Origin of the sequence: Legionella quinlivanii (assembly GCF_900461555.1) — a bacterium.
GTDB classification, from domain to species: domain Bacteria; phylum Pseudomonadota; class Gammaproteobacteria; order Legionellales; family Legionellaceae; genus Legionella_C; species Legionella_C quinlivanii.
Genome location: NZ_UGOX01000001.1, coordinates 1244088 through 1263538 on the forward strand (window position 1 = coordinate 1244088; position 19451 = coordinate 1263538).

The window sequence follows — 19451 nt, forward strand, 5'->3', positions numbered from 1 at the left end:
AATTATCCTTGGCACAAACTCTGCAAAAAGGACATTATGCCAATTTTTCCTGAGCGATGGTATCGGCAATCACACTGGTTGGCTGGTTTTCTCTTTGTGAACGAGAGAAAATTTCCAGCAAGTGAGTGCGGATGCTGTCAATTTGCTGATTCACTAAATCTTCCGGCGTATGTAAATACTTGCTCGCTGCAAAGATAAGCCCCCCGGCATTGATCACATAATCGGCTGCGTAAAGGATGCCTTTTTCATGCAGTAGTTGACCGTGATAACTATGCGCAAGCTGGTTGTTAGCGGCACCGGCAATGATTGTTGTCTGCAGTTGCCCAATACTCATATCATTAATGATCGCACCAAGAGCACAGGGAGCAAAGACATCACAAGGCAGTTTGTGAATGACATCAGTAGAAACGGCAGTAGCGCCGAATTCTTTTACCGCGCGTTCGACCACTTCCGGGTTGACATCAGAGACACTGAGTATTGCTCCTTGCTCATGCAAATGACGGGCAAGTAAGAAACCGACATGTCCAAGGCCCTGGATGGCAACATGCAAGCCAGAAAGACTGCTTTTGCCTAATTTGAATTCAACAGCTGCCTGGATACCTCTAAGCACCCCTTTCGCAGTAGATGGAGAGGGATCGCCGTTGTGGCTTGATAAACTGGCCACATAAGGTGTATGTTGAGCGATGATATCCATGTCTCGTAGTTCGGTTCCGCTATCGAGCGCAGTTATGTATCGGCCGCCCAAATCATTTACAAATTCACCAAAGGCGTGAAGATAGGCCTCGCGATCATAATTTCCTGCGGGTTTGATAATAACGGCTTTACCGCCTCCCAGGGGTAAATTAACCGAGGCGGCTTTATAGCTCATGCCTCGCGCTAGGCGCATAGCGTCATAGATGGCGCTCTGTGTGTTCGGATATTCGATAAACCGGCAGCCGCCTAAAGCAGGGCCTAATTTTGTATTGTGAATAGCAACCATTGCTTTCATGCCGGTTGCAGAGTCTACTTTGAAATGAACTTCTCCAAAGCCGTGTCCTAAAGCATATTCCAGAAAATCGTCATGAATAGGGGAGACAGCATCATTTTTTCTTATTGTTTCTACAGACATCATCAAAGGGCTCCAAGAAAATTCATGTGCACATGTTATAGACCCATTCGAGAACTAAATCAATGAAAACTATGAATCAGTTACTAGGTTGCCCCTTACTTGAACACATTTCGGGAACCACTCGGAGCTGGAAACAAATTTCATTCACTTAATTAAGAGACTTGTTATACACTAGAACAATTTGCGCTGAACTGTTTAAATTGATTTTTTCATACGCTGGAGAGAAATATGAAGAAAATTGTTGGGATGCTGGCTTTTTCATTATTGAGTCAGGGAGCTCTGGCCTGCGATTGTTCCAATCAGGCCCCGCTTGACAAAATCGTTTTTCAGGTTTCGGCCAAGCAATGGGTGACTACTCAGTCCGCATTATTGACTGCTAATGTGAATGCTACATTAAACAACGCTGATTTAGTTAAGGCTCGTGCCGATATTATGACTAATCTGGGTAAAATTGCATCGGGAGATTGGCATCTGACTCAGTTTGATCGCTCACAGGATAGCTCTGGACTCGAAAAACTGTTCGTATCAGCTCAGGTCAGAGTACCTCAGGCCAGCCTGACAGATATCTACCAATTGGCAAAGGATGTCAGCAAACCTGGCGCTACCTACACTATCAACGGGGTTGATTTCACACCCAGTCTTGACGAAGTTCAGACAGTAAAATCTCAATTAAGAGAAAAACTTTATCAGCTGGTTAATGAAGAACTGGCGAGGATGAATAAAGTGTATACCTCGCAACAGTATAGCGTGAATAATCTTTACGTGATTGACGGTGACAATCCCATGCCTGTACAACCCAGAGCGTATCAGGCCAAGGAATTGAATACGATGGTGATGGGAGCCACAGCGGCGCCAGCCTTAACCGTGAGTAATGAGCTGGTTATGAGTGCAATGGTTGAAGCTGGATCAAACAGAGCTGTAAAGGTGTGCAATGCCCCTGCAAATCCCTAATCGTGTTATCGGGCATCGGGGGGCGGCTGGATATGCCCCCGAAAATACTTTGGCCTCTTTTGACAGAGCATTAAGCTTAGGCTGTACTGCTGTTGAATTTGACATCATGCTTACCGCTGATGGCGAACCTTTTGTTTTTCATGATGAAAATCTCAAAAGGACCACTAACGGCCGGGGGGAGTTAGGGCTGGTCAATGCCGACTATGTAAAAACACTGGATGCCGGAAGCTGGTTTTCAAAGCAGTTCAAATCAGAAAAAGTTCTGCACTTTCGCGATTTGATTAAATGGCTGGTATTCTCGAATGTGACCGCAAATATAGAAATCAAACCTTATCCTGGTACTGCAGAGCAGACGGCAATTACTGTACTGTCGTATATCAATCGTCATTGGCCTCAATCAAAAGAAATGCCCCTGGTATCCAGTTTCGATTTTAATGTGCTTTCCTTATGTCATAGTCTGTCTCCTGAGCTCCCATTGGGTTTGCTACTTCATCAATGGGATGATGAATGGTTGAAAAAGGCTAAGGAATTGCATTGTTATTCTATTCATGTGAATAAGAAAATATTAACGGCAGAACGAGTCAAAGAAATTAAAGACAATGGTTATCGATTATTCGCGTATACCGTCAACTGGAAGCGGCAGGCAAGAAAACTTATTGATTGGGGTGTCGATGCCGTATTCAGCGATTATCCTGATTTGCTCTCATGAAAACACTGCTATTCCTGACACTATTCTATTTGATAGGCGGCAGCGTCTGGGCTGAACCGGTGGAGATTATTTTCTGGCATTCGATGGCCGGTCACTTGGGCGAAGAAGTTGAAAGTATGGTGCAGGCATTTAACCAGAGTCAGTCTGATTATCAAATCAAACCGGTTTATAAAGGAGAATACACGGATTCTTTAACCAGTTTCGCTGCTGCTTTTCGTGCTCATAAGCCACCCGCGATTGTCCAGGTATTTGAAGTAGGTACTGCCACCATGCTATCGCCAGCAGGCATTCATAAGCCGCTGGAAGAACTCATGCGCGAACAGCAAATCGATTTTCCCCTACAGGATTTTCTACCCTCCGTTCGGACCTTTTATAGTGAAAAGGGAGAATTGCAGGCTATGCCGTTTAATACCTCAATTCCAGTTCTCTATTATAACAGCGATTTGCTGGCAACTATTGGGATTTCACAAGCAAATTTTCCAAAAACCTGGGAAGAGCTTGAGAACATGTTAGAGCAGCTCAAACAGAAAGGACAAATTTGCGGTTACACCAGCGCATACCCTGCCTGGGTAAGTATTGAATCCTTTTCTGCCCTGCATGGTCTGGCGTTAACTGATGGAACAAAAGAGAATGCAATTTACAATAACCCGGCAGTGCTGAACCATTTGAAACGCCTGCAACGCTGGCAAAGACTGAATTATTTTGAGTATGGAGGAAGAGCCAGCGATGCTACTGCCTTATTTACCAGTGGTCGATGTGCTCTATTCAGCCAGTCATCCGGTGCCTATAATAGTTTAGCGAATATGCTCACATTCTCCCTGGGCGTGGCAAGGCTTCCCATTGATTCAAAAGTTTCAACTGAAAGACATACCAATGTCGCTGGCGGGGCCGCATTGTGGTCAGTGGCTGGTCAATCCCCTGAGGTTTATCGGGGAACCGCGCTTTTTTTTGCATTTATTGCCAAACCTGAAAGACAGAAGCAATGGCATCTGAATACTGGGTATATCCCGTTGGGACTCAGTGGTGTTTACGCGGGTATTGCTCGAGAAAGCCATCACCCGATTCTGGCCCTTGCAGAAGATGAATTGGCCAAACCTCAAAGTGTGTATATGAAGCACTATGATGGACCGCAAAATCAGATCCGTACGGCCAATGATGAAGCCCTGGAGAGTATCTTCGCTGGCTTAAAAACCCCGGAAAAAGCTCTGAGTGATGCAGTCAACAGAGCCAATTATCTATTGCTAAGACATCAACGCAATGCAGGCTAAGCAGACTCGTCCTGTGTCTGTAATAATCCGCTGGTGTTTATTAAGGTAACGCACAAACTCATTGTATGCTGTAATTTTGAAGTGAGTGGTTTTAGTTAGTTCTCAGTGCCAATAATTTTTGATAGGCTAATTTTCAGGATTGGACACAGGGAGTTAATCAAATGGCAAGCACATCAAAAAGCATGTTATCGATGGTTGCAAAAATTCCTAATTATCTGTCTAAATTAATTAAAAAGAATCATCCGGTCAGTTGGACTGGAATATTATTCCATACCATACGCTGGCTACAGGCAAACTCAACCCAGTTAATAATCCCTAATCCCAAATTCAAACCTGATGCGGATGTTGAGCCTATTGCAATTTATTGCATCCACGGTACTGCTGATCGTGAATTGTCTTTTTTAACTCTGGCTAATCAATTAATTGAATTGGGTTTGCCGGAATTGATCAAGCATATAGTTCTGGTCAACTTTGAGGATCGCGCAACAGGCGCTGGCATGGAGGACTTTGAGGAACAGCTTTTAAAACAGATTCTTGCAAATAATGATAAGCGGGTCATTTTGATGGGACATTCCCGCGGCGGAATTATCGCCAGCGCCTTCGCAGAATATCTCGCAGAAAAATACGGGATTAAAGTTGAAATGATTATTCCGATATGCGCCCCTTTTGGCGGCTCCTATCTGGCTCTCAAAGCCTTGGGATATTTTTCCAAGTCGGTAGCGCAAATGCAGGAAAACAGTGAGTTTCTGCTTCAATTGGAACAAGTAGTCGAAAAATCCACTTATCGTTATTACTTTATTGAGGCTGGTCAGGACTGGATCGTTCTGGCGGGCTGTGCAATAGTTCCTGGTTATCAGCAGCCTAATTCTGTTAAGAAATTTGAACATCATGGCCATTTATCAATTATGACTTCGGGAACGCTAGTGAGGTTTATTCAAGAGTTGTTTTTGAGGCATTATAAAAACGACTCCATTAAGAGCCCTGTGGACAAAGAAGCAATTGCTGATATGCTGGATGATATTATCAAACGAACGGAGCAGGAAATAAATTCTGAACTCGCCAACCCGGGATTGTTTGATGCGAATGATAGCGAGATTATTAGCATGCAGGCGCTTTATGAGCTGGTTAAGAGCCCATCGGAGTTAATAACTGTTGCAGGGTATGAGCTGAGGTTTTATCCTGATTATCGAAAAATAAAGATCGAAAAGGATGAACAACCGGTTGAAGCTTTGGGTTTGTTTGATGTGTAAACGGAGGGATATACATTAGTATGCCGTTTATCTGCTATTTTTAGATAGACGCTGATTACTAGTAATCCTGTTTTAAGCAGAGTTATATAAACCATGATTTAAGCTTTAATCTTGTGTAAACTAAGGAAGGTACAAAATGAAACCGATTAACACTGATTCCAGTAATTTTATCAAACGCTTGGGTGAGAGAGCCTCAAGCGCACTGGATGGACAAAATCTTCTCGAGATGGAGCCTGGAAAAGCTCGTGAGGCATTTAACAAACTAGTCGCTCCGGTTGCGGGAAGGCTAAAGGCAATTGATGTTCATACTGAAGACCGCGAACTGGATATTAATGGCCACAAAATTCAAGTTCGCTTATATAAGCCCAGTAAAGACTCAAGCAATCTGCCTGCCTTGATTTATTGTCATGGGGGTGGTTTTGTATTTGGTGATCTTGATTTTCTTGATTATACCTGTCGTTTTTTATCTGAAGCGGCTAATTGCCTGGTTGTCGCTGTAGATTATCGACGCGCCCCCGAGCATAAGTTCCCTGCTGCTCATAATGATTGCTATGATGTAATTCGTTATGTTCAAAAGCATGCTGCTGAGTTTGGAGGCAATGGAAAAGTTGCGATCGCTGGCGACAGTGCCGGCGGTAATATTGCGGCAAGTATTTGTCATCAGGCAAAAAAGAATAAGGATGTAGTGATCTCCTTCCAGCTTCTTTATTATCCCTGGGTTGATTTAAATAATACTATGCCCTCGGATAAAACCTATGAAACAGGGTATTTTTTAGAAACAGCCACTTTACACTGGATGAGAAAACAATACCTTGGTAAAGCGGAGGATGAAAAGAGTCCTGAAGCGAATCCACAGTTTCAAACTGATTTTAAAAACCTGCCGCCCGCTTTAGTGATTGCTGCTGAATGTGATCCTATTCATGATGATGCCAAGCGCTATTATGAAAAGCTGGTCGAAGGGGGAAATGAGGCGCAATTTATTGAGTTCGGAGGAATTTTGCATGATTTTTGTGCTCTGCCATCGCATTATGAAGCCGCTTTGCTCGCATATTCTGCTTCAGCGCATGCTTTGAAGAAGGCTTTGCATAATTGAGTATTGGATCAATCCTCTCACTGTCATTAAGTTAAGGGAATTCTGCAATTACTTGCAGGTTGGGGCCAAGAGCCCAATGGCTGTTACTTAAGGCTTTGACGCCTACTCCTACGTCCCTCGGCTCGCCCGAGGGATCCAGGAATCTTATTTCAGGATTGGATCTCTGGATCCCTCGGACGAGCCGAGGGACGTAGGTAAATATCTTAGCCTCTCCCAACTTAGTTATTAGTTAATCGGCTGCATGAAATCACTCAAATCCGGTTTTTGCTGCATTCTAAATTGATAAACTGCATAGAAGGCTATGACATTCTTCAGATAATTTCTGGTCTCATGCCAGGGGAGCGTTTCTATCCAAATGTCAATTTGTTTAGGAGGATGTGTTTTAATCCAGTAATTGACCTGCCGCGGACCGGCGTTATAGGCGGCAGCCATCAGCACGGGATGGGCATGATAGCGTTTGGCCAACTGTTTAAGATAGGCGACGCCTATATTGATATTTTTTTGACTTGAGAATAGCTGGTTTTTATCTCCATAGGCAATTTTTTCTTGTTTGGCCACCATTTTGGCTGTTTCCGGCATCAGTTGCATTAAGCCGCGTGCGCCAGCCATTGACACCACATCCTCTCGAAAGCTGCTTTCCTGGCGAATAATGGCATAGATAAATTCCTTGGAAATATTATAGTTTTTGGAATAGGCGGTTATAGCAGTCTCATGGGCTAGTGGGAAGCGGAGGGAAAGCTGGTTGCTTAGTTCATCGGTATTGCTGAGATAGACGGACTTTCCATGCCATTTTAACTCCGTTGCGACCCAGTGAATCAATGCGATTTTATCCTCTCTGGGCAGCTCCAGCACAAAATCATTGAGCATTCTGGAAGCCTGCAAAACCTGCTTGTTGGCATACAAATTTTTAATCGCCATTATCACTGTCCGATAGGGTTTCAAAACATTCGGATCACTCACTACTTTTTCATTCACAAAACTTGGCTTTTTATTCAGGCGCAGACTCGCTAAAAATCCATAATAGTTTCTGGTTTCAGCCAGGGTTTGAAAAATGCTCTGTGCTTCGGTCTTTTTGCCTTGACCTTCTTTCGCACGGCCTAGCCAATACTGCCAGCAAGGGCTGTCTTTATTAGTGGAAAAGAGGATGTATTTTTCCACTTTGGGCCAGTTTTGCTGTTTTAAAGCGGCTCTGATCTCCCAGTCAAGTAATGCCTCGTTATAATAGGAGGCCTTAATTTTTGCAAACCATTGCTCGGTGTCTTCATGATTTCGCATCGCCTTGTAAATAACCAGCTGTACAAGAAAGGATTGCTGCTGAGCCTCTGATAACATCTTTCGCGTTTTAGGTTGTTGCCAGATCTTAATGGCTTGTTCCATGTTGGTGGATATGAGACGCTTTAAGCCGAAAAGATAGAATGAGTCATGCAATTCCTTAGGCTGAAGCTGTGAAATTCGCAGCGGATTTTGTGAAATACCAAGGAGTAATTGTTCGTCCTCAAGCCGAGGTTTTTGATAAAGCTTTAATAAGTAACGCGCCAGACCAAGATTTCGTTTATCCAATGCCAGACGAATACGCTCCGTAATCAGTGTCTCATCAAACTGACCACTTTTTAAGAGAAAATCAAAAAGCTGGTTACAGGCGCCTGGTTGGGAATCTCCTTTTAACCATAAGGGTTTTGCGCCTTCCAGAGCGAGTTCAGTTCTTCCCTGGAAATAGTCAGCAAGGCGAGCGAAACATTGAAGACTGACATCAGAAGAAGGGCGGTAATAGCTAGTATAATCAGTCCAGTTCCTTTGTCTGGCCAATTGGTATAACCACTTTTCTCTTAAACGGTTAGCCAGTGGGGTATCATCTGCAATAAAGACCAGAAATTCAGGACTCGCCTGCTGAGGCAAATTCTGGCTCCATTCCATGTAATTCATAAAACGTTGAACATAGATTTCGCCAGGAATCGCTGCTTGCAGCGCAAAAGGCAGGCACAGGCTAATGATCAGAAAAAGAAACTTTTTCATAGTCTTCCACAGGTTAAGGGTGTGATAAGCTAATGCAATGAACTGGAGGTCACTGGACGGTAGCCAATTGTTGTCGCATAGCGGCAATAGTGCTTCTGTAATCGTTACTACAGAATATAGCAGAACCTGCTACAAACTGGGTAGCACCTGCCTCGGCTAATAGAGCAATATTTTCTGCCTGCACGCCGCCGTCAACACAGACAGGCAGTAGCGGATAGTTGGATTTAAGCCATCGGATTTTTTCAATCACCGGATGAATTAATTTTTGGCCTGCAAATCCTGGATTGACAGTCATCACCAGTACGAAATCGAGGTAATGTAAACACCATTGGATTACTTCCGGCGGGCAGGCAGGATTTAACACCAGGCCGGCTTCGCAGCCAAGTGCCTTGATCAGTTGCAGACTTCTATCCAGATGAATAGTGCCATCAGGATGGATGCTGATGCGTTTTGCTCCGGCATCTGCAAACTGTTTAATCAGTTCATCCACTGGATTGGTCATCAGGTGCACATCAACAATGGCTTGCGGAAAACGCTTGCTAAGACTTTGGCAAATGAAAGGACCAATTGTCAAATTGGGAACATAATGGTTGTCCATCACATCAAAGTGTATGAGATCAGCTCCCGCATCCAGCACAGCTGATACTTCATCGCCAAGGCGAGTCATATCGGCGGAAAGAATGGAAGGAGCAATCAAATAGCGCATAATGAATCCTGTAAATGTCCCGATATTAAGCCATCAGCCAGAAGGTTGATCAAAAGTAAAGTTAAAATTAATATTCCAGGCGACCATTGCCATACGCTCTTCCACTGCATTGGCAACGCCAAAACGGCCTTTAGGAATCAGTGTAACATTTCCGGTGCGCATAAAACGAAGATCCGTACCTACACTGGTAAAGTCATCCAACAGATAACTCACCCCGAGAATGGCCTGTGCAATAGAGGATGAGCCATTCTCTTTGCCCAGTTCTGAACCAGTGACAGGAAACACCTGCTGGTTGTTATAATAAAACTTAATGTTATTTTCAATATAGGAATAGCCGATACCTAATCCCACATAAGGCATCCAGGTGACATCGCCGTCAGGTGTGAAAAAGTCATAGTAAACATTCACCAGCCCGGAAACCATCGAAGTTTGCCCATTGAGATGAAAGACATAGCTATTACTGAAGCTTGGAACTGTGTAGGTCCCAAAAGTCGCATTTTGTACCTGTAGTTTTTTATAGCCGCTGTAATTGTAAACAACCTCGCCTTCAAATCGGAATTTGCTGCAGCGGTATCCTATTTGCCCACCGGCGTTACCCATGCCTTTATAGCTGAGATCAAGATTGGTCGGACTAATATAATAAGGGTAAGCTCCAGTCAGCAATAAATTAGGCGCGACAGTAAATTTAATGGGCTGAGTATACCCGCCGCCGCCAAACAGGCCCACATACCAACCGGGTAGGGGGTTGACAGCCGCAAATCCCGTACTGCCAGACAGTAATAATCCAGCCAGACTTAATCGACAAAAATGATTCATGAGAAATCCTTACTATTTGTATCTGGAGCCGTCAAAGCGGTAAGTCACACCAACTGTACCAAGATGAGCCTGATAGACTTTGCCAAGTTCATCCGGTCTTTGGGTGCCAATGTAGCGGTAAGCGATATCAACAGAATATATTTCACTGAAATTATAGGTAAAACCGCCAGTTCCCTGATAGGCAAATACACTATTGGAGCCGCTATAACGAGTAACGCCAAGGGGGCCTGTGCTGTTTAAATCGACATTAACATAGGCATAGCCAATGCCCACTCCAAGGAAAGGTTGTATGCCGGGAACCATGTCCGGGAAGTCGTAATACACGTTGGCCATAGCGAGAATCGCATTCGTATCGCCGGTAATGCCGGTCTGAAGGATGTCATCAATGTAAAAATGATCGAGGTCGGCGGTCAGATACGTTAGCTCGCCTTCGTATCGTAAAGGCGTGCATTTATAGCCAAGACGGCCTCCGACATTATAATTATTGTCATAGCCCGCTTTAGAGCGGTGCCAGCCTTGACTGCTGACGCTGATATTGTCCTGAACACTGGTAAAACCGCCAAATACACTTGCATACCAGCCATCAATAGGAACAGCTGCGCAGGCTGCGCCGGAGGCCATTAATGCGGCCGAAAAAAATACAGTTCTCATGGCTTCCCTTGTTATTATTATTCTGAAGCAACCACATGTTAGCGCTTTACTTTTATTTTGCAAGTAGTAAGCAATTAACTTTATCAGTTGAATTTTGAGTGGGTTAAATTCAATAGCAGATTGTTCAAAATAGAGTCCAAACTGAACGAAAGTTCTCCTTGTAATCATTATATATTGCGTTAAGATGCTAGATGGATGATCGAAAATTTTAGGGAATGAAATGAAAGCTAAAACCGAAAAAAAGGACATACAACGAAACCCTGACAGACTTGCAAAGAAATTAATACCATTCATTTCGCATAACCTGGACAGCATTTTGCTTGAAGCCAAAAAGGAATATCTGGCTAAAGGAAAATTAAAGGATCGAGAAAGGGATTTTGATAAAGCTATAGCTGAGGCAGCAGTGTTCAATGATGTGAATTCCTATCTTGAAAATTTTTATAAATTTATTGGAACAGGATCCTGGGAAAAAAACTCAGCGAATACTCGGTTACTTATTGCTGCTGTTCGCTGTTACATGGCAAAAAATGATGAGTACCAAGAGGTAACTAATGATAATTTACGGGACTATGTGATTGTCCCCTTAAGAAAAGGCTTAAATGAGTACATTGAAGGGGTCACTGAGATAAAAAAAGCGGCCGAGCAGAAAGCGGTTGCAGCACGAAAAGAGCTCGATAAAAAGAAAGAAATCACTTCTTCGCAAGTGCCCGATGTAATGGTATTTTGGGATACCGATAAAAAGACAGAGGATATTCTGGTTAAAGCCCGGGAATATCAATTGAAAAACCCTGGACATCATCTCTTTGTAATTAAACCTGATCCGACCTGGCAACTGTTCTGGATGGATCTGCAAGGTACTCTTAATTTTTTACCCATCACGAAAGATTTTTCAGATATTTTAAATAGTTTAAAAGGGCGAATACCTGAGCGCGGAGATGCTTATAATAAAATAAACGCGTTTTGCAAACAAAGCCTGGATGAGAGTATTAACATTTACCTGTTCAAAGAACAGGCTGAGGCTAAGGAGTTTGCCAGCAAGCATCCTGATAAACATAGTTTTTGCTTAAAACGCCTGGCACAGGCAACACCTGCTAAAAATTATACCCTGGGTGTTCAATCTGCTGATCTGAAACCTGAGTATCGTTGTCTTTATCTGAAGAAAGCTGACAATGACACGATTAACTATACGGTCAGTAGAAAAAATAGTGAATGCTGTCTGATTCTGCAATCCTCGCGGCCGACTCCTGAAGATTCAGCTTATGAAAACTTGAATTTTGCCTACATTTTGACATCGGATAACCGGTTGTTCTATTTGCAGCGTCAAGCTGATGGCAAGCTTGAAATAAAGCGATTGGAATTTGTAAAAAATGGTCTGGACCGATTAAAAAGCGAGCTTATGATAAAAGGGAATGCTCTTTCAAGAATTAATTTGGAGCCTAAAGAAAAGACCCGGGTGCTGCTTGATGAGTTGCGGCGAACTGAGAAAGATATTTTAGAGTCAGTGACTAATTTCATTCCTGAAGTGCCTATGATGAAAGGTGTTATTACCAGGAAAGATTTTAACTCAGATGACAACTGGGAATTATTATTAGCGGCACTCGAGCAGGATAGTTTGCTTCAAGACCCACAGAAAGAAATTTTAACTAATTTGCTGGAATTTACAGCCGTTAAAAAAAGACATACGGTGCTTATTCCTGCCAAGTGGCAGCTTAGCTCTTATGATAACCAGGGGCGGGTCAGCTATCGGGCATTGACTAATGAAATGCTGAGAGAAATTACAGGACCCAGAGTGGCTGAAATTCCTCCGGCGAATACTTCCAAATTTTATCATTTGAAAATGGCAGTGAACCGACTGGTTCAGGAGCAATTGGAGAAAATCAATTTACAGATTAATCCAGATCTTACCGATACAAAAAATTTATCAACAACTTATGTTTTTCATAATGGTATCCCATTGTACTTTTTCCCGGATGAGACCCCGATAACGGAGCAATTTTTACAAAGACTTCATACCGCCTGTATCATTACGGGCTCAGGGAAACTGCTGTATCACCGTCGGGGTGAGTCTTTACAAGAGTATACTGCTGCTCCAACCCTGATTGAAGCATTAAATCCCGGGGATTCAAGCACATTTAAAAAAGGCTTGCTAATCGCTAAGTTATCCAGCAATCAACTGCAAACCATTGGGAATACTATTGGTAAAACACTGGTCTCTGAGGCTGCAATTGACTGGTATGATACATTGGCATTAGAACCTCATAGTATTCCACTGGCGCAGCATCCACTACTGGAAGACTGTTTAAAAAAAGAGAGTAATTCAAGTGCCTCCGATCCTCAAAAAATTAAGGTGTTTCTGCAAGCAGTGACGATTCGTCGTTTAGTTGAGGCAAGTAAAAGCAAAACTGTGCAATCGATACTGGAAAATCAGATTCGAAATTTGAGGCATTCACCTGAGGCATTGAAGGGTGTAGTCAATCCAACGATTGAATCCGTGGTTGTCGATAGCAAGACAGACAAGTCACGCAAAGTTGCCAATGCGGCTAAAACCAGCTCTTGTAAATTAATGGATCAATTTATCGGAATAGAAAATAAAATTTACATGGAGTTTCCGATGTGCTCTTTCGTTTTATCGAAAGCGGATTGGAAACTATTTTACTTCGATACTTTCAATCGTTGTTTTCCTGTGGACTGGACAACTTATCCCGATATTAAAGAGATGATTGAATCCTGGCAAACGAGTGATCATGGGGTTACAAAAGAAGAGCAGGATAATTTTGAACTGCTTTTAGCGAAAGTGTCTGTCAAAAGAGCTTTAAAGCGGGAAGACTATTTAGAGGTTGAAAGATGGTTTTTGAACAAGTCAAAACAAGCTGGAACTTCTGCTGAAATCAAGCAGGAAACCGCAACTTCTGAGGAGGTTTATCAGTCTGAGACAGCAACATTGGCTCCTCCGCCACTTCTTTCAAAAAAGTTAGATCCGGCATTAATTTCCAAAATTAATCTTGGTTTATTTAGAACAGAGCAGGCTGCCAGTTCACTCACATTTGAGAAAGCCACTGAGACCAGTGAGACAATAACCTTTTCTAAGGAAGATACATCCAAATCAGATGAAGCAACAAAATTAGTTCTTCCTCCTCCGCCACCACCTCCCCCTCCAGGAAAACTCAAGTCGGCAAGATTATCCCAGCTTAATTTCCTATTATCTAAAGGCGAGAAAGCTTCTGGTTCAGAGGACGAAAATGCTGACAATAACTCAAAAATAGAGAGATCCTGTTAGGCTCATTCCTGCCTCTGCGTGCCTCGGGCTTATGTCCGGGGCACTAGATTGCTGGCAAAGTATTTAATATCCCGAGGTTATCGGATAGCGCCAGTCACGGCCAAACGAGCGAATGCTCACTTTGACTCCCGGTGCTGCCTGTCGTCTTTTGTACTCATTTCTTTTGATAAGATGAATCACTCTGCGTACATCCGCCTCTGGATAACCTTGTTGTATCAGATCAGCAGCCGACAAATTATTCTCCATATAGCCCTGAATGATTCCATCCAGTGTAGGATAATCAGGCAAGCTGTCCTGATCAGTCTGATTGGGCGCTAGCTCCGCTGAGGGCGCTCTTTCCAGAACACGCTGAGGTATAACCTGAGAAATACTGTTGCGGTAACGTGCTAAATCATAAACCTGAGTTTTTAATACATCTTTCAAAACTGAAAATCCACCTGCCATGTCCCCATAAAGTGTGGCGTAACCCACAGCGCTTTCACTTTTATTGCTGGTGGTTAATACCATATTGCCGGTTTTATTGGACAAAGCCATTAACAGAACGCCGCGAATTCTGGCCTGGATGTTTTCTTCTGTAGTGTCTTTCGGTTTATTAGCAAACAATGGATCTAGCGTTTGCAGAAAACTGTTAAATACAGGTTCAATGGAAAGAGTTTCACCTTTGACATTCATAGCCTGTAATTGAATTAAAGCGTCCTGATTACTCATGTCCGCCGTGTAACGAGAAGGCATCAGAAGTGCTGTGACCCGATCAGCGCCTAATGCGTCTACCGCAATGGCCAGAGTCAGTGCTGAATCAATCCCGCCAGAAAGACCCAGCAAAACACCGGGGAAGCCATTTTTTTCAACGTAATCTTTTGTGCCCAGTTTCAGAGCATTATAGATTTGCTCTTCTTTCGTTTGCAGCGGGTTAAGTTCACCTTTAATGTGCTGTTTTGAAAATACAACGGTACTTACTGTTTCGAGAAAAGCGGGAAGACGCACGCAGGTGGAGCCGTTCGTATCCATCACGAGGGATTGGCCATCAAAAACAAGCTCATCCTGACCGCCGATCAGATTCACATAGAAAATGGGAAAGCCATGCTGAACATGGTTGCTCAGTAACTTTTCGCGCTTTTCCTGCTTTGTATAATCAAAAGGGGAGGCATTAATGCACAGAAGCGCGTCAATCTCGCTATTAACTAATTGTTCAACAGGGCCTGGCTGCCACAAATCTTCACAAATACATAAACCGAACCGGTAATCTCTGATTTCAAAAATACAGCGTTGAGATGGGCCTGCTCTGAAATAGCGTTTTTCATCGAATACTCCGTAATTGGGTAATATTTGTTTATGATAAAGCGCTTTTTGTTTGCCCTGATAAAAAACTCCTGCGGAATTGTAGCAATGGTTATCGATCAGACTGGGAAAACCCAAAATCACATGGCAGTCAGTTACCTGCTTTGAAATTTCATTGACCGCCTGTTTAATTTCTTCGAGAAAGGCAGGTCTCAAGAGTAAATCTTCCGGGGGATAGCCTGTCAGGCACAATTCAGGAAAAAGAATCAGATCATGACTGTCCTGATGCTTCTCAATGATAGCTATTATTTTTTGGGCATTAGCGGCGATAGAACCCACCGTTGGATTAATTTGCGCCATCAGTATTGTTATGGAATTGTTCATTGATGTACATATTAAATAAGTTAATGGGATAGATATTCAGCTGTGAATCTATTTGCTATAATTTAACGTTTACTTCTAAGTATACCCAATTATGCTGAAAGATGCTTTATCACGGATGGCTGAAATTTTTTCTCCTGCCGTGCTAATGCAAGGCGAAGAATATCAGCAAAAAAATTATGTTCTGAATATTCGGCTCAGCGATGGTTTGCTAAAAGCCCGGGTTAAAGGAAAAAGCGGTCAGATATATGATGTGTATGCTGATTTAAAGGCCTGGCCCAATAAGCCTGCTCGCTGCAATTGTGCACAAGCCAACAATTGTAAACATGCTGCTGCCAGCTTTTTTGCCTTGCAAATTAAAGAAAATCTGAAAATTTCGGCTCCTCAGCTCAACGGACAGAAAGAACAATCACTTTCCAGTTGGCTTCAAGCTATCAGAGCACAGGAGGTTGATAGTAAGCCTCGCTCATACACGCATGACATTCTGTATCTTCTAGAGATACAAAAAAAACAATGGGATCATCGTGTAATAATCCACCTTGCTTTAGCCAAACGACTGAAACGACATGGAACCTATGGTAAATTCACTGTATTTAACAGTTTTACCCAGAGCAAAAAACAATATTGCAGGGCAGAAGATGAAAATGTAATCAATAGTTTGCTGTCAAAATCCACCATTGCTGGCTCTTTTGACAAACTTTCGCTGCGAAATAGCGAACTTCTTGAGCAGATACTAGAGACTAAACGCGCCTATCTCTTTCAGGAATCTCTCACTCAATCTTTAAGTCTGGGTGAGCCACGGGAGCTCGTTTTGCGTTGGCATTTAAATCAACAAGGAGAGCAGCATCTGCTGATGGAGGACAAAAACGCTCATTTGTTATCCCCATTGCTGCTCGACAAGCCCTGGTATTTTTTGAAAACAGAAGCCGAGCTGGGTGTTTTACAGACCCCCTATCAGTCAAGCCAGCTAAAAAATATCCTCGAGATTGGGCCGCTTGCCCTGGATGCAGCCGAAACCATAGATGAAATCAGACATCAGTATGTTCCTTTGCTGCCGGCCCCCCTTGCTTTTGCTGAGCGCATTCAGAGGAAGGGCACACCAAAACCAGTCATCCAGTTTGATGCGCTTCCATTAGATAGGCCGCGCAGCGTGGATTCAATGAGTTTATCGGCAGAGGAGGGTTCGCATTTTCTGTTTACGAGAGAAATCCTCTTTGAATATGAGAGTGGCCTTAGAGTGAATATTGGCATGGCCAATGTCGATTTAGTCTATGAAGATTCCGGCAAGCTGATAGCCCTTTCAAGAAATCTATTGCAGGAAAAACAATATGCTCAGGAAATCAGTCAGATATTGCCCACTCGTCATGCCAGCGTCTGGGAAAAATTAAATTGTGAGAAGGCACTTGAAACCAGCAACATTTTAGTTCATTTCCAGTCAGAGCAAGATTTAGGACGTTTGTTCTCCCAGGTGATTCCCCTGCTAAAGTCAAAAGGCTGGACAGTAGAGTTCAGGCATTTTATTTATGAGGAACTGGTTTCAGCTGATGATGTCGAGTGGTATTCTGAATTACAGGAATCAGGAGAAGATTTTTTTTCCTACCAGTTGGGTATTCTGGTTGAAGGCAAGTCAGTTAATATTGTGCCCCTGGTTGTCGAATTAATTTCCGGCTTAAATCTCAGTGAACTTGAGAGCATTCCGGATGAGCGTCTGATAAGACTACCCTTGGCGCAAGGAAAGAAACTTCAGTTGCCTATGGGAAGAATCAAACCGCTTATTCGCTTTATTATGCAATATGGTTCCCGATTTATAGATAACCAGAATCAGTTGCAGATAAAACGCTACCAGCTAATCCTGATGCAGGAAACAGAGCTGGCGCTGGCTGCCACTGCACTGCGCTGGAAGGGGGGAGAGCAGCTTCGCTCTCAGCTGACGCAGTTACTGGGGCCACAATCGATTCCTGAAATATCACCTCCTAAAGGCTTAAATGCCCAGCTTCGGGATTATCAGGCAGAAGGCTTAAGTTGGCTGCAATTTTTGCGAGAATCCCGATTCGGCGGCATTTTGGCTGATGATATGGGGCTTGGTAAAACAGTGCAGACTCTAGCTCATTTGCAGCTGGAGAAAGAGCAGGGACGGTTGCAGCACGCCAGTTTGATCGTGGCGCCAACCAGTCTGATGGGCAATTGGGAAGCAGAAGCCAAACGCTTTACCCCGGAACTTAAAATTCTGGTGTTTCATGGGTCTAACCGACATCAGGACGAGTTTGATCAATACGATGTCATCGTTTCCACTTACGGTTTAATTCAACGGGATAAAGCACGTTTCGTCAATTATCCTTTTTATTATCTGATTCTTGATGAAGCACAATTTATCAAGAACGCTAAAACCAAAACGACTCAGATTATTCAGCAAATTCAAGCCAGGCATAGACTCTGTTTATCCGGTACTCCACTGGAGAATCATTTGGGCGAATTATGGTCGCTGTTTCATTTTCTGATGCCAGGATTATTGGGGGATGCCCGTCAGTTTCGACGATTTTTTAAAATTCCTATTGAAAAGAATGCGGACGAGGAGCGCAGAGTCTTGCTGGCTAATCGTGTACAGCCCTTTATGCTGCGCCGCAGTAAAAATCAGGTTGCCCGTGAATTACCTGATAAAACTGAAGTAGTGCAGTTAATTGAATTGGCCGATGCTCAGCGGGATTTATATGAGGCCATTCGTATTACAATGGAGCAGAAAGTTAGAGAAGCCATTGCTCGTCAGGGAATGGGAAAAAGCCATATCGTATTGCTGGATGCTTTATTGAAACTGCGTCAGGTTTGCTGTGATCCGCGCTTGTTATCGATTCCTGAGGCAAAAATTGCGCATGGAACTTCTGCCAAACTGGATGTCCTGATGGATTTGGTGGTTAATCTTATTGAGGAAGGGCGGCGTATTTTAATTTTTTCCCAATTCACATCAATGCTTGAGTTAATTGAGGAAAGGCTCAAAGCCAATCAACTTCAGTATCTGAAATTAACCGGACAAACGGTCAATCGCCATCAGCTGGTCAATACATTTCAGGAAGGTAACATTCCTTTGTTTCTCATTAGTCTGAAGGCGGGAGGAACCGGTTTAAATCTGACGCGCGCGGACACGGTTATTCACTATGATCCCTGGTGGAATCCGGCAGCTGAGGAGCAGGCTACCGATCGAAGCCATCGTATAGGTCAGAAAAATCCGGTTTTCGTCTACAAACTGATTTCCGCCGGCACAGTTGAGGAAGTGATTTTGGCCATGCAGGAAAAGAAAAAACAGCTGATTGAAGGCGTTTTAGGAGAGCAAACAGGCTCTCTACAGCATCTCACCGTAAAAGATATTGAGCAATTCTTTGCCCCTCTGGCGGAAGAATGAGTCGTTTGCAAATTGATTTTTCAAACAATAATTGAAAACTGACAAATCATAGCCTATGCTTTTTATGTCAGAACCTATGGAGAAATCCCAAATGAAACAATGGAAAGTGTGGCTTACCTCTGCCTTATTAACCCTGCTTGCTCCTCTTGCCTTTGCCGGTGCATCACCCGCAGGAACATGGACCACTATCGATGATGCGACAGGCCAAAAGAGAGCGGTTGTGCGGATTAATGTTTCTGGTGGGACATTAAGCGGCACCATCATCAAAGTGTATCCACAAGCAGGTGATACTGGTATTTGCTCAAAATGCCCAGGTGGATTTAAAGGAAAACCCATTAAAGGTTTGACCTTTGTATGGGGCTTAAAAGATCAGGGTAATGGTGAGTGGAGTGGTGGTTCGATTCTTGATCCTAAATCTGGAAAAGTATATCGTGCCAAAATGACTTTACAAGGCAATAAACTCTATGTTCGTGGTTATGTAGGGGTTTCTGCTTTGGGACGCACTCAGGTTTGGGTCAGATAATCCTGAACTTTTTTGCATAAAAGGCACACAATT

At 43.3% G+C, this 19451-nt stretch carries 14 protein-coding genes; 8 read left to right on the forward strand and 6 right to left on the reverse strand.

The annotated features are described in order from the left end of the window. Positions 1–34 precede the first annotated feature (34 nt). Positions 35–1111 carry a Leu/Phe/Val dehydrogenase gene (locus DYH61_RS05300; protein WP_058508656.1) on the reverse strand — a complete coding sequence of 359 codons (1077 nt, stop codon included), beginning with the start codon at positions 1109–1111 and terminating at the stop codon, positions 35–37. 225 nt (positions 1112–1336) lie between these two features. Here DYH61_RS05300 and DYH61_RS05305 point away from each other — a divergent pair, with 225 nt between their 5' ends. The 5 genes from DYH61_RS05305 (at position 1337) to DYH61_RS05325 (ending at position 6379) form a co-directional block, all read left to right on the forward strand. Continuing rightward, positions 1337–2059: a hypothetical protein gene (locus DYH61_RS05305; protein ID WP_058508657.1), complete on the forward strand. Its 723-nt coding sequence runs from the start codon at positions 1337–1339 to the stop codon at positions 2057–2059. Then, complete coding sequence (locus DYH61_RS05310) at positions 2040–2768, forward strand: glycerophosphoryl diester phosphodiesterase (RefSeq protein WP_058508658.1); 729 nt, start codon at positions 2040–2042, stop codon at positions 2766–2768. Before DYH61_RS05305 ends, DYH61_RS05310 begins: the two co-directional genes overlap by 20 nt. Then, the gene (locus tag DYH61_RS05315) at positions 2765–4036 is read left to right on the forward strand and encodes an extracellular solute-binding protein (RefSeq protein WP_058508659.1); all 1272 of its coding nucleotides are present in this window, start codon (positions 2765–2767) and stop codon (positions 4034–4036) included. The genes DYH61_RS05310 and DYH61_RS05315 overlap by 4 nt, the downstream gene beginning before the upstream one ends. A gap of 161 nt (positions 4037–4197) precedes the next feature. Further along, a complete protein-coding gene (locus DYH61_RS05320) occupies positions 4198–5286 on the forward strand; it encodes an esterase/lipase family protein (protein WP_058508660.1) in 1089 nt (362 codons plus the stop codon). A gap of 136 nt (positions 5287–5422) precedes the next feature. Beyond that, positions 5423–6379, forward strand: coding sequence for an alpha/beta hydrolase (locus DYH61_RS05325; RefSeq protein WP_058508661.1), 957 nt, complete (start codon positions 5423–5425; stop codon positions 6377–6379). Between the two features lie 225 nt (positions 6380–6604). Here DYH61_RS05325 and DYH61_RS05330 read toward each other — a convergent pair whose 3' ends face one another. From DYH61_RS05330 to DYH61_RS05345, 4 genes are read right to left on the reverse strand one after another with little or no spacing between them, the layout of a single operon-like run. Further along, positions 6605–8392 (reverse strand): transglycosylase SLT domain-containing protein, encoded by a 1788-nt coding sequence (locus DYH61_RS05330; protein ID WP_058508662.1) that lies wholly within the window; start codon positions 8390–8392, stop codon positions 6605–6607. A gap of 49 nt (positions 8393–8441) precedes the next feature. Continuing rightward, positions 8442–9098, reverse strand: a complete 657-nt coding sequence (gene rpe, locus DYH61_RS05335; protein ID WP_058508663.1) for a ribulose-phosphate 3-epimerase — start codon at positions 9096–9098, stop codon at positions 8442–8444. A 33-nt stretch (positions 9099–9131) separates the two neighbouring features. Further along, positions 9132–9914 carry an outer membrane protein gene (locus DYH61_RS05340; RefSeq protein ID WP_058508664.1) on the reverse strand — a complete coding sequence of 261 codons (783 nt, stop codon included), beginning with the start codon at positions 9912–9914 and terminating at the stop codon, positions 9132–9134. Between the two features lie 12 nt (positions 9915–9926). Then, positions 9927–10565, reverse strand: coding sequence for an outer membrane protein (locus tag DYH61_RS05345; protein WP_058508719.1), 639 nt, complete (start codon positions 10563–10565; stop codon positions 9927–9929). A 220-nt stretch (positions 10566–10785) separates the two neighbouring features. Here DYH61_RS05345 and DYH61_RS05350 point away from each other — a divergent pair, with 220 nt between their 5' ends. Then, the gene (locus DYH61_RS05350) at positions 10786–13842 is read left to right on the forward strand and encodes a hypothetical protein (RefSeq protein ID WP_058508665.1); all 3057 of its coding nucleotides are present in this window, start codon (positions 10786–10788) and stop codon (positions 13840–13842) included. A 63-nt stretch (positions 13843–13905) separates the two neighbouring features. On the opposite strand, the gene DYH61_RS05355 is transcribed toward DYH61_RS05350, so the two are convergent. Next, a complete protein-coding gene (locus DYH61_RS05355) occupies positions 13906–15504 on the reverse strand; it encodes an NAD+ synthase (protein WP_058508666.1) in 1599 nt (532 codons plus the stop codon). Between the two features lie 91 nt (positions 15505–15595). Here DYH61_RS05355 and DYH61_RS05360 point away from each other — a divergent pair, with 91 nt between their 5' ends. Then, the gene (locus tag DYH61_RS05360; protein WP_058508667.1) at positions 15596–18895 is read left to right on the forward strand and encodes a DEAD/DEAH box helicase; all 3300 of its coding nucleotides are present in this window, start codon (positions 15596–15598) and stop codon (positions 18893–18895) included. A gap of 91 nt (positions 18896–18986) precedes the next feature. Then, positions 18987–19418, forward strand: coding sequence for a DUF2147 domain-containing protein (locus tag DYH61_RS05365; RefSeq protein ID WP_058508668.1), 432 nt, complete (start codon positions 18987–18989; stop codon positions 19416–19418). Positions 19419–19451 lie beyond the last annotated feature (33 nt).

Bases quoted from the DNA above. Each gene is read 5' to 3' on its own strand.
- DYH61_RS05300 (WP_058508656.1), bottom strand. From the start codon at position 1,111: ATGATGTCTGTAGAAACAATAAGAAAAAATGATGCTGTCTCCCCTATT.
- DYH61_RS05305 (WP_058508657.1), top strand. From the start codon at position 1,337: ATGAAGAAAATTGTTGGGATGCTGGCTTTTTCATTATTGAGTCAGGGA.
- DYH61_RS05310 (WP_058508658.1), top strand. From the start codon at position 2,040: ATGCCCCTGCAAATCCCTAATCGTGTTATCGGGCATCGGGGGGCGGCT.
- DYH61_RS05315 (WP_058508659.1), top strand. From the start codon at position 2,765: ATGAAAACACTGCTATTCCTGACACTATTCTATTTGATAGGCGGCAGC.
- DYH61_RS05320 (WP_058508660.1), top strand. From the start codon at position 4,198: ATGGCAAGCACATCAAAAAGCATGTTATCGATGGTTGCAAAAATTCCT.
- DYH61_RS05325 (WP_058508661.1), top strand. From the start codon at position 5,423: ATGAAACCGATTAACACTGATTCCAGTAATTTTATCAAACGCTTGGGT.
- DYH61_RS05330 (WP_058508662.1), bottom strand. From the start codon at position 8,392: ATGAAAAAGTTTCTTTTTCTGATCATTAGCCTGTGCCTGCCTTTTGCG.
- rpe (WP_058508663.1), bottom strand. From the start codon at position 9,098: ATGCGCTATTTGATTGCTCCTTCCATTCTTTCCGCCGATATGACTCGC.
- DYH61_RS05340 (WP_058508664.1), bottom strand. From the start codon at position 9,914: ATGAATCATTTTTGTCGATTAAGTCTGGCTGGATTATTACTGTCTGGC.
- DYH61_RS05345 (WP_058508719.1), bottom strand. From the start codon at position 10,565: ATGAGAACTGTATTTTTTTCGGCCGCATTAATGGCCTCCGGCGCAGCC.
- DYH61_RS05350 (WP_058508665.1), top strand. From the start codon at position 10,786: ATGAAAGCTAAAACCGAAAAAAAGGACATACAACGAAACCCTGACAGA.
- DYH61_RS05355 (WP_058508666.1), bottom strand. From the start codon at position 15,504: ATGAACAATTCCATAACAATACTGATGGCGCAAATTAATCCAACGGTG.
- DYH61_RS05360 (WP_058508667.1), top strand. From the start codon at position 15,596: ATGCTGAAAGATGCTTTATCACGGATGGCTGAAATTTTTTCTCCTGCC.
- DYH61_RS05365 (WP_058508668.1), top strand. From the start codon at position 18,987: ATGAAACAATGGAAAGTGTGGCTTACCTCTGCCTTATTAACCCTGCTT.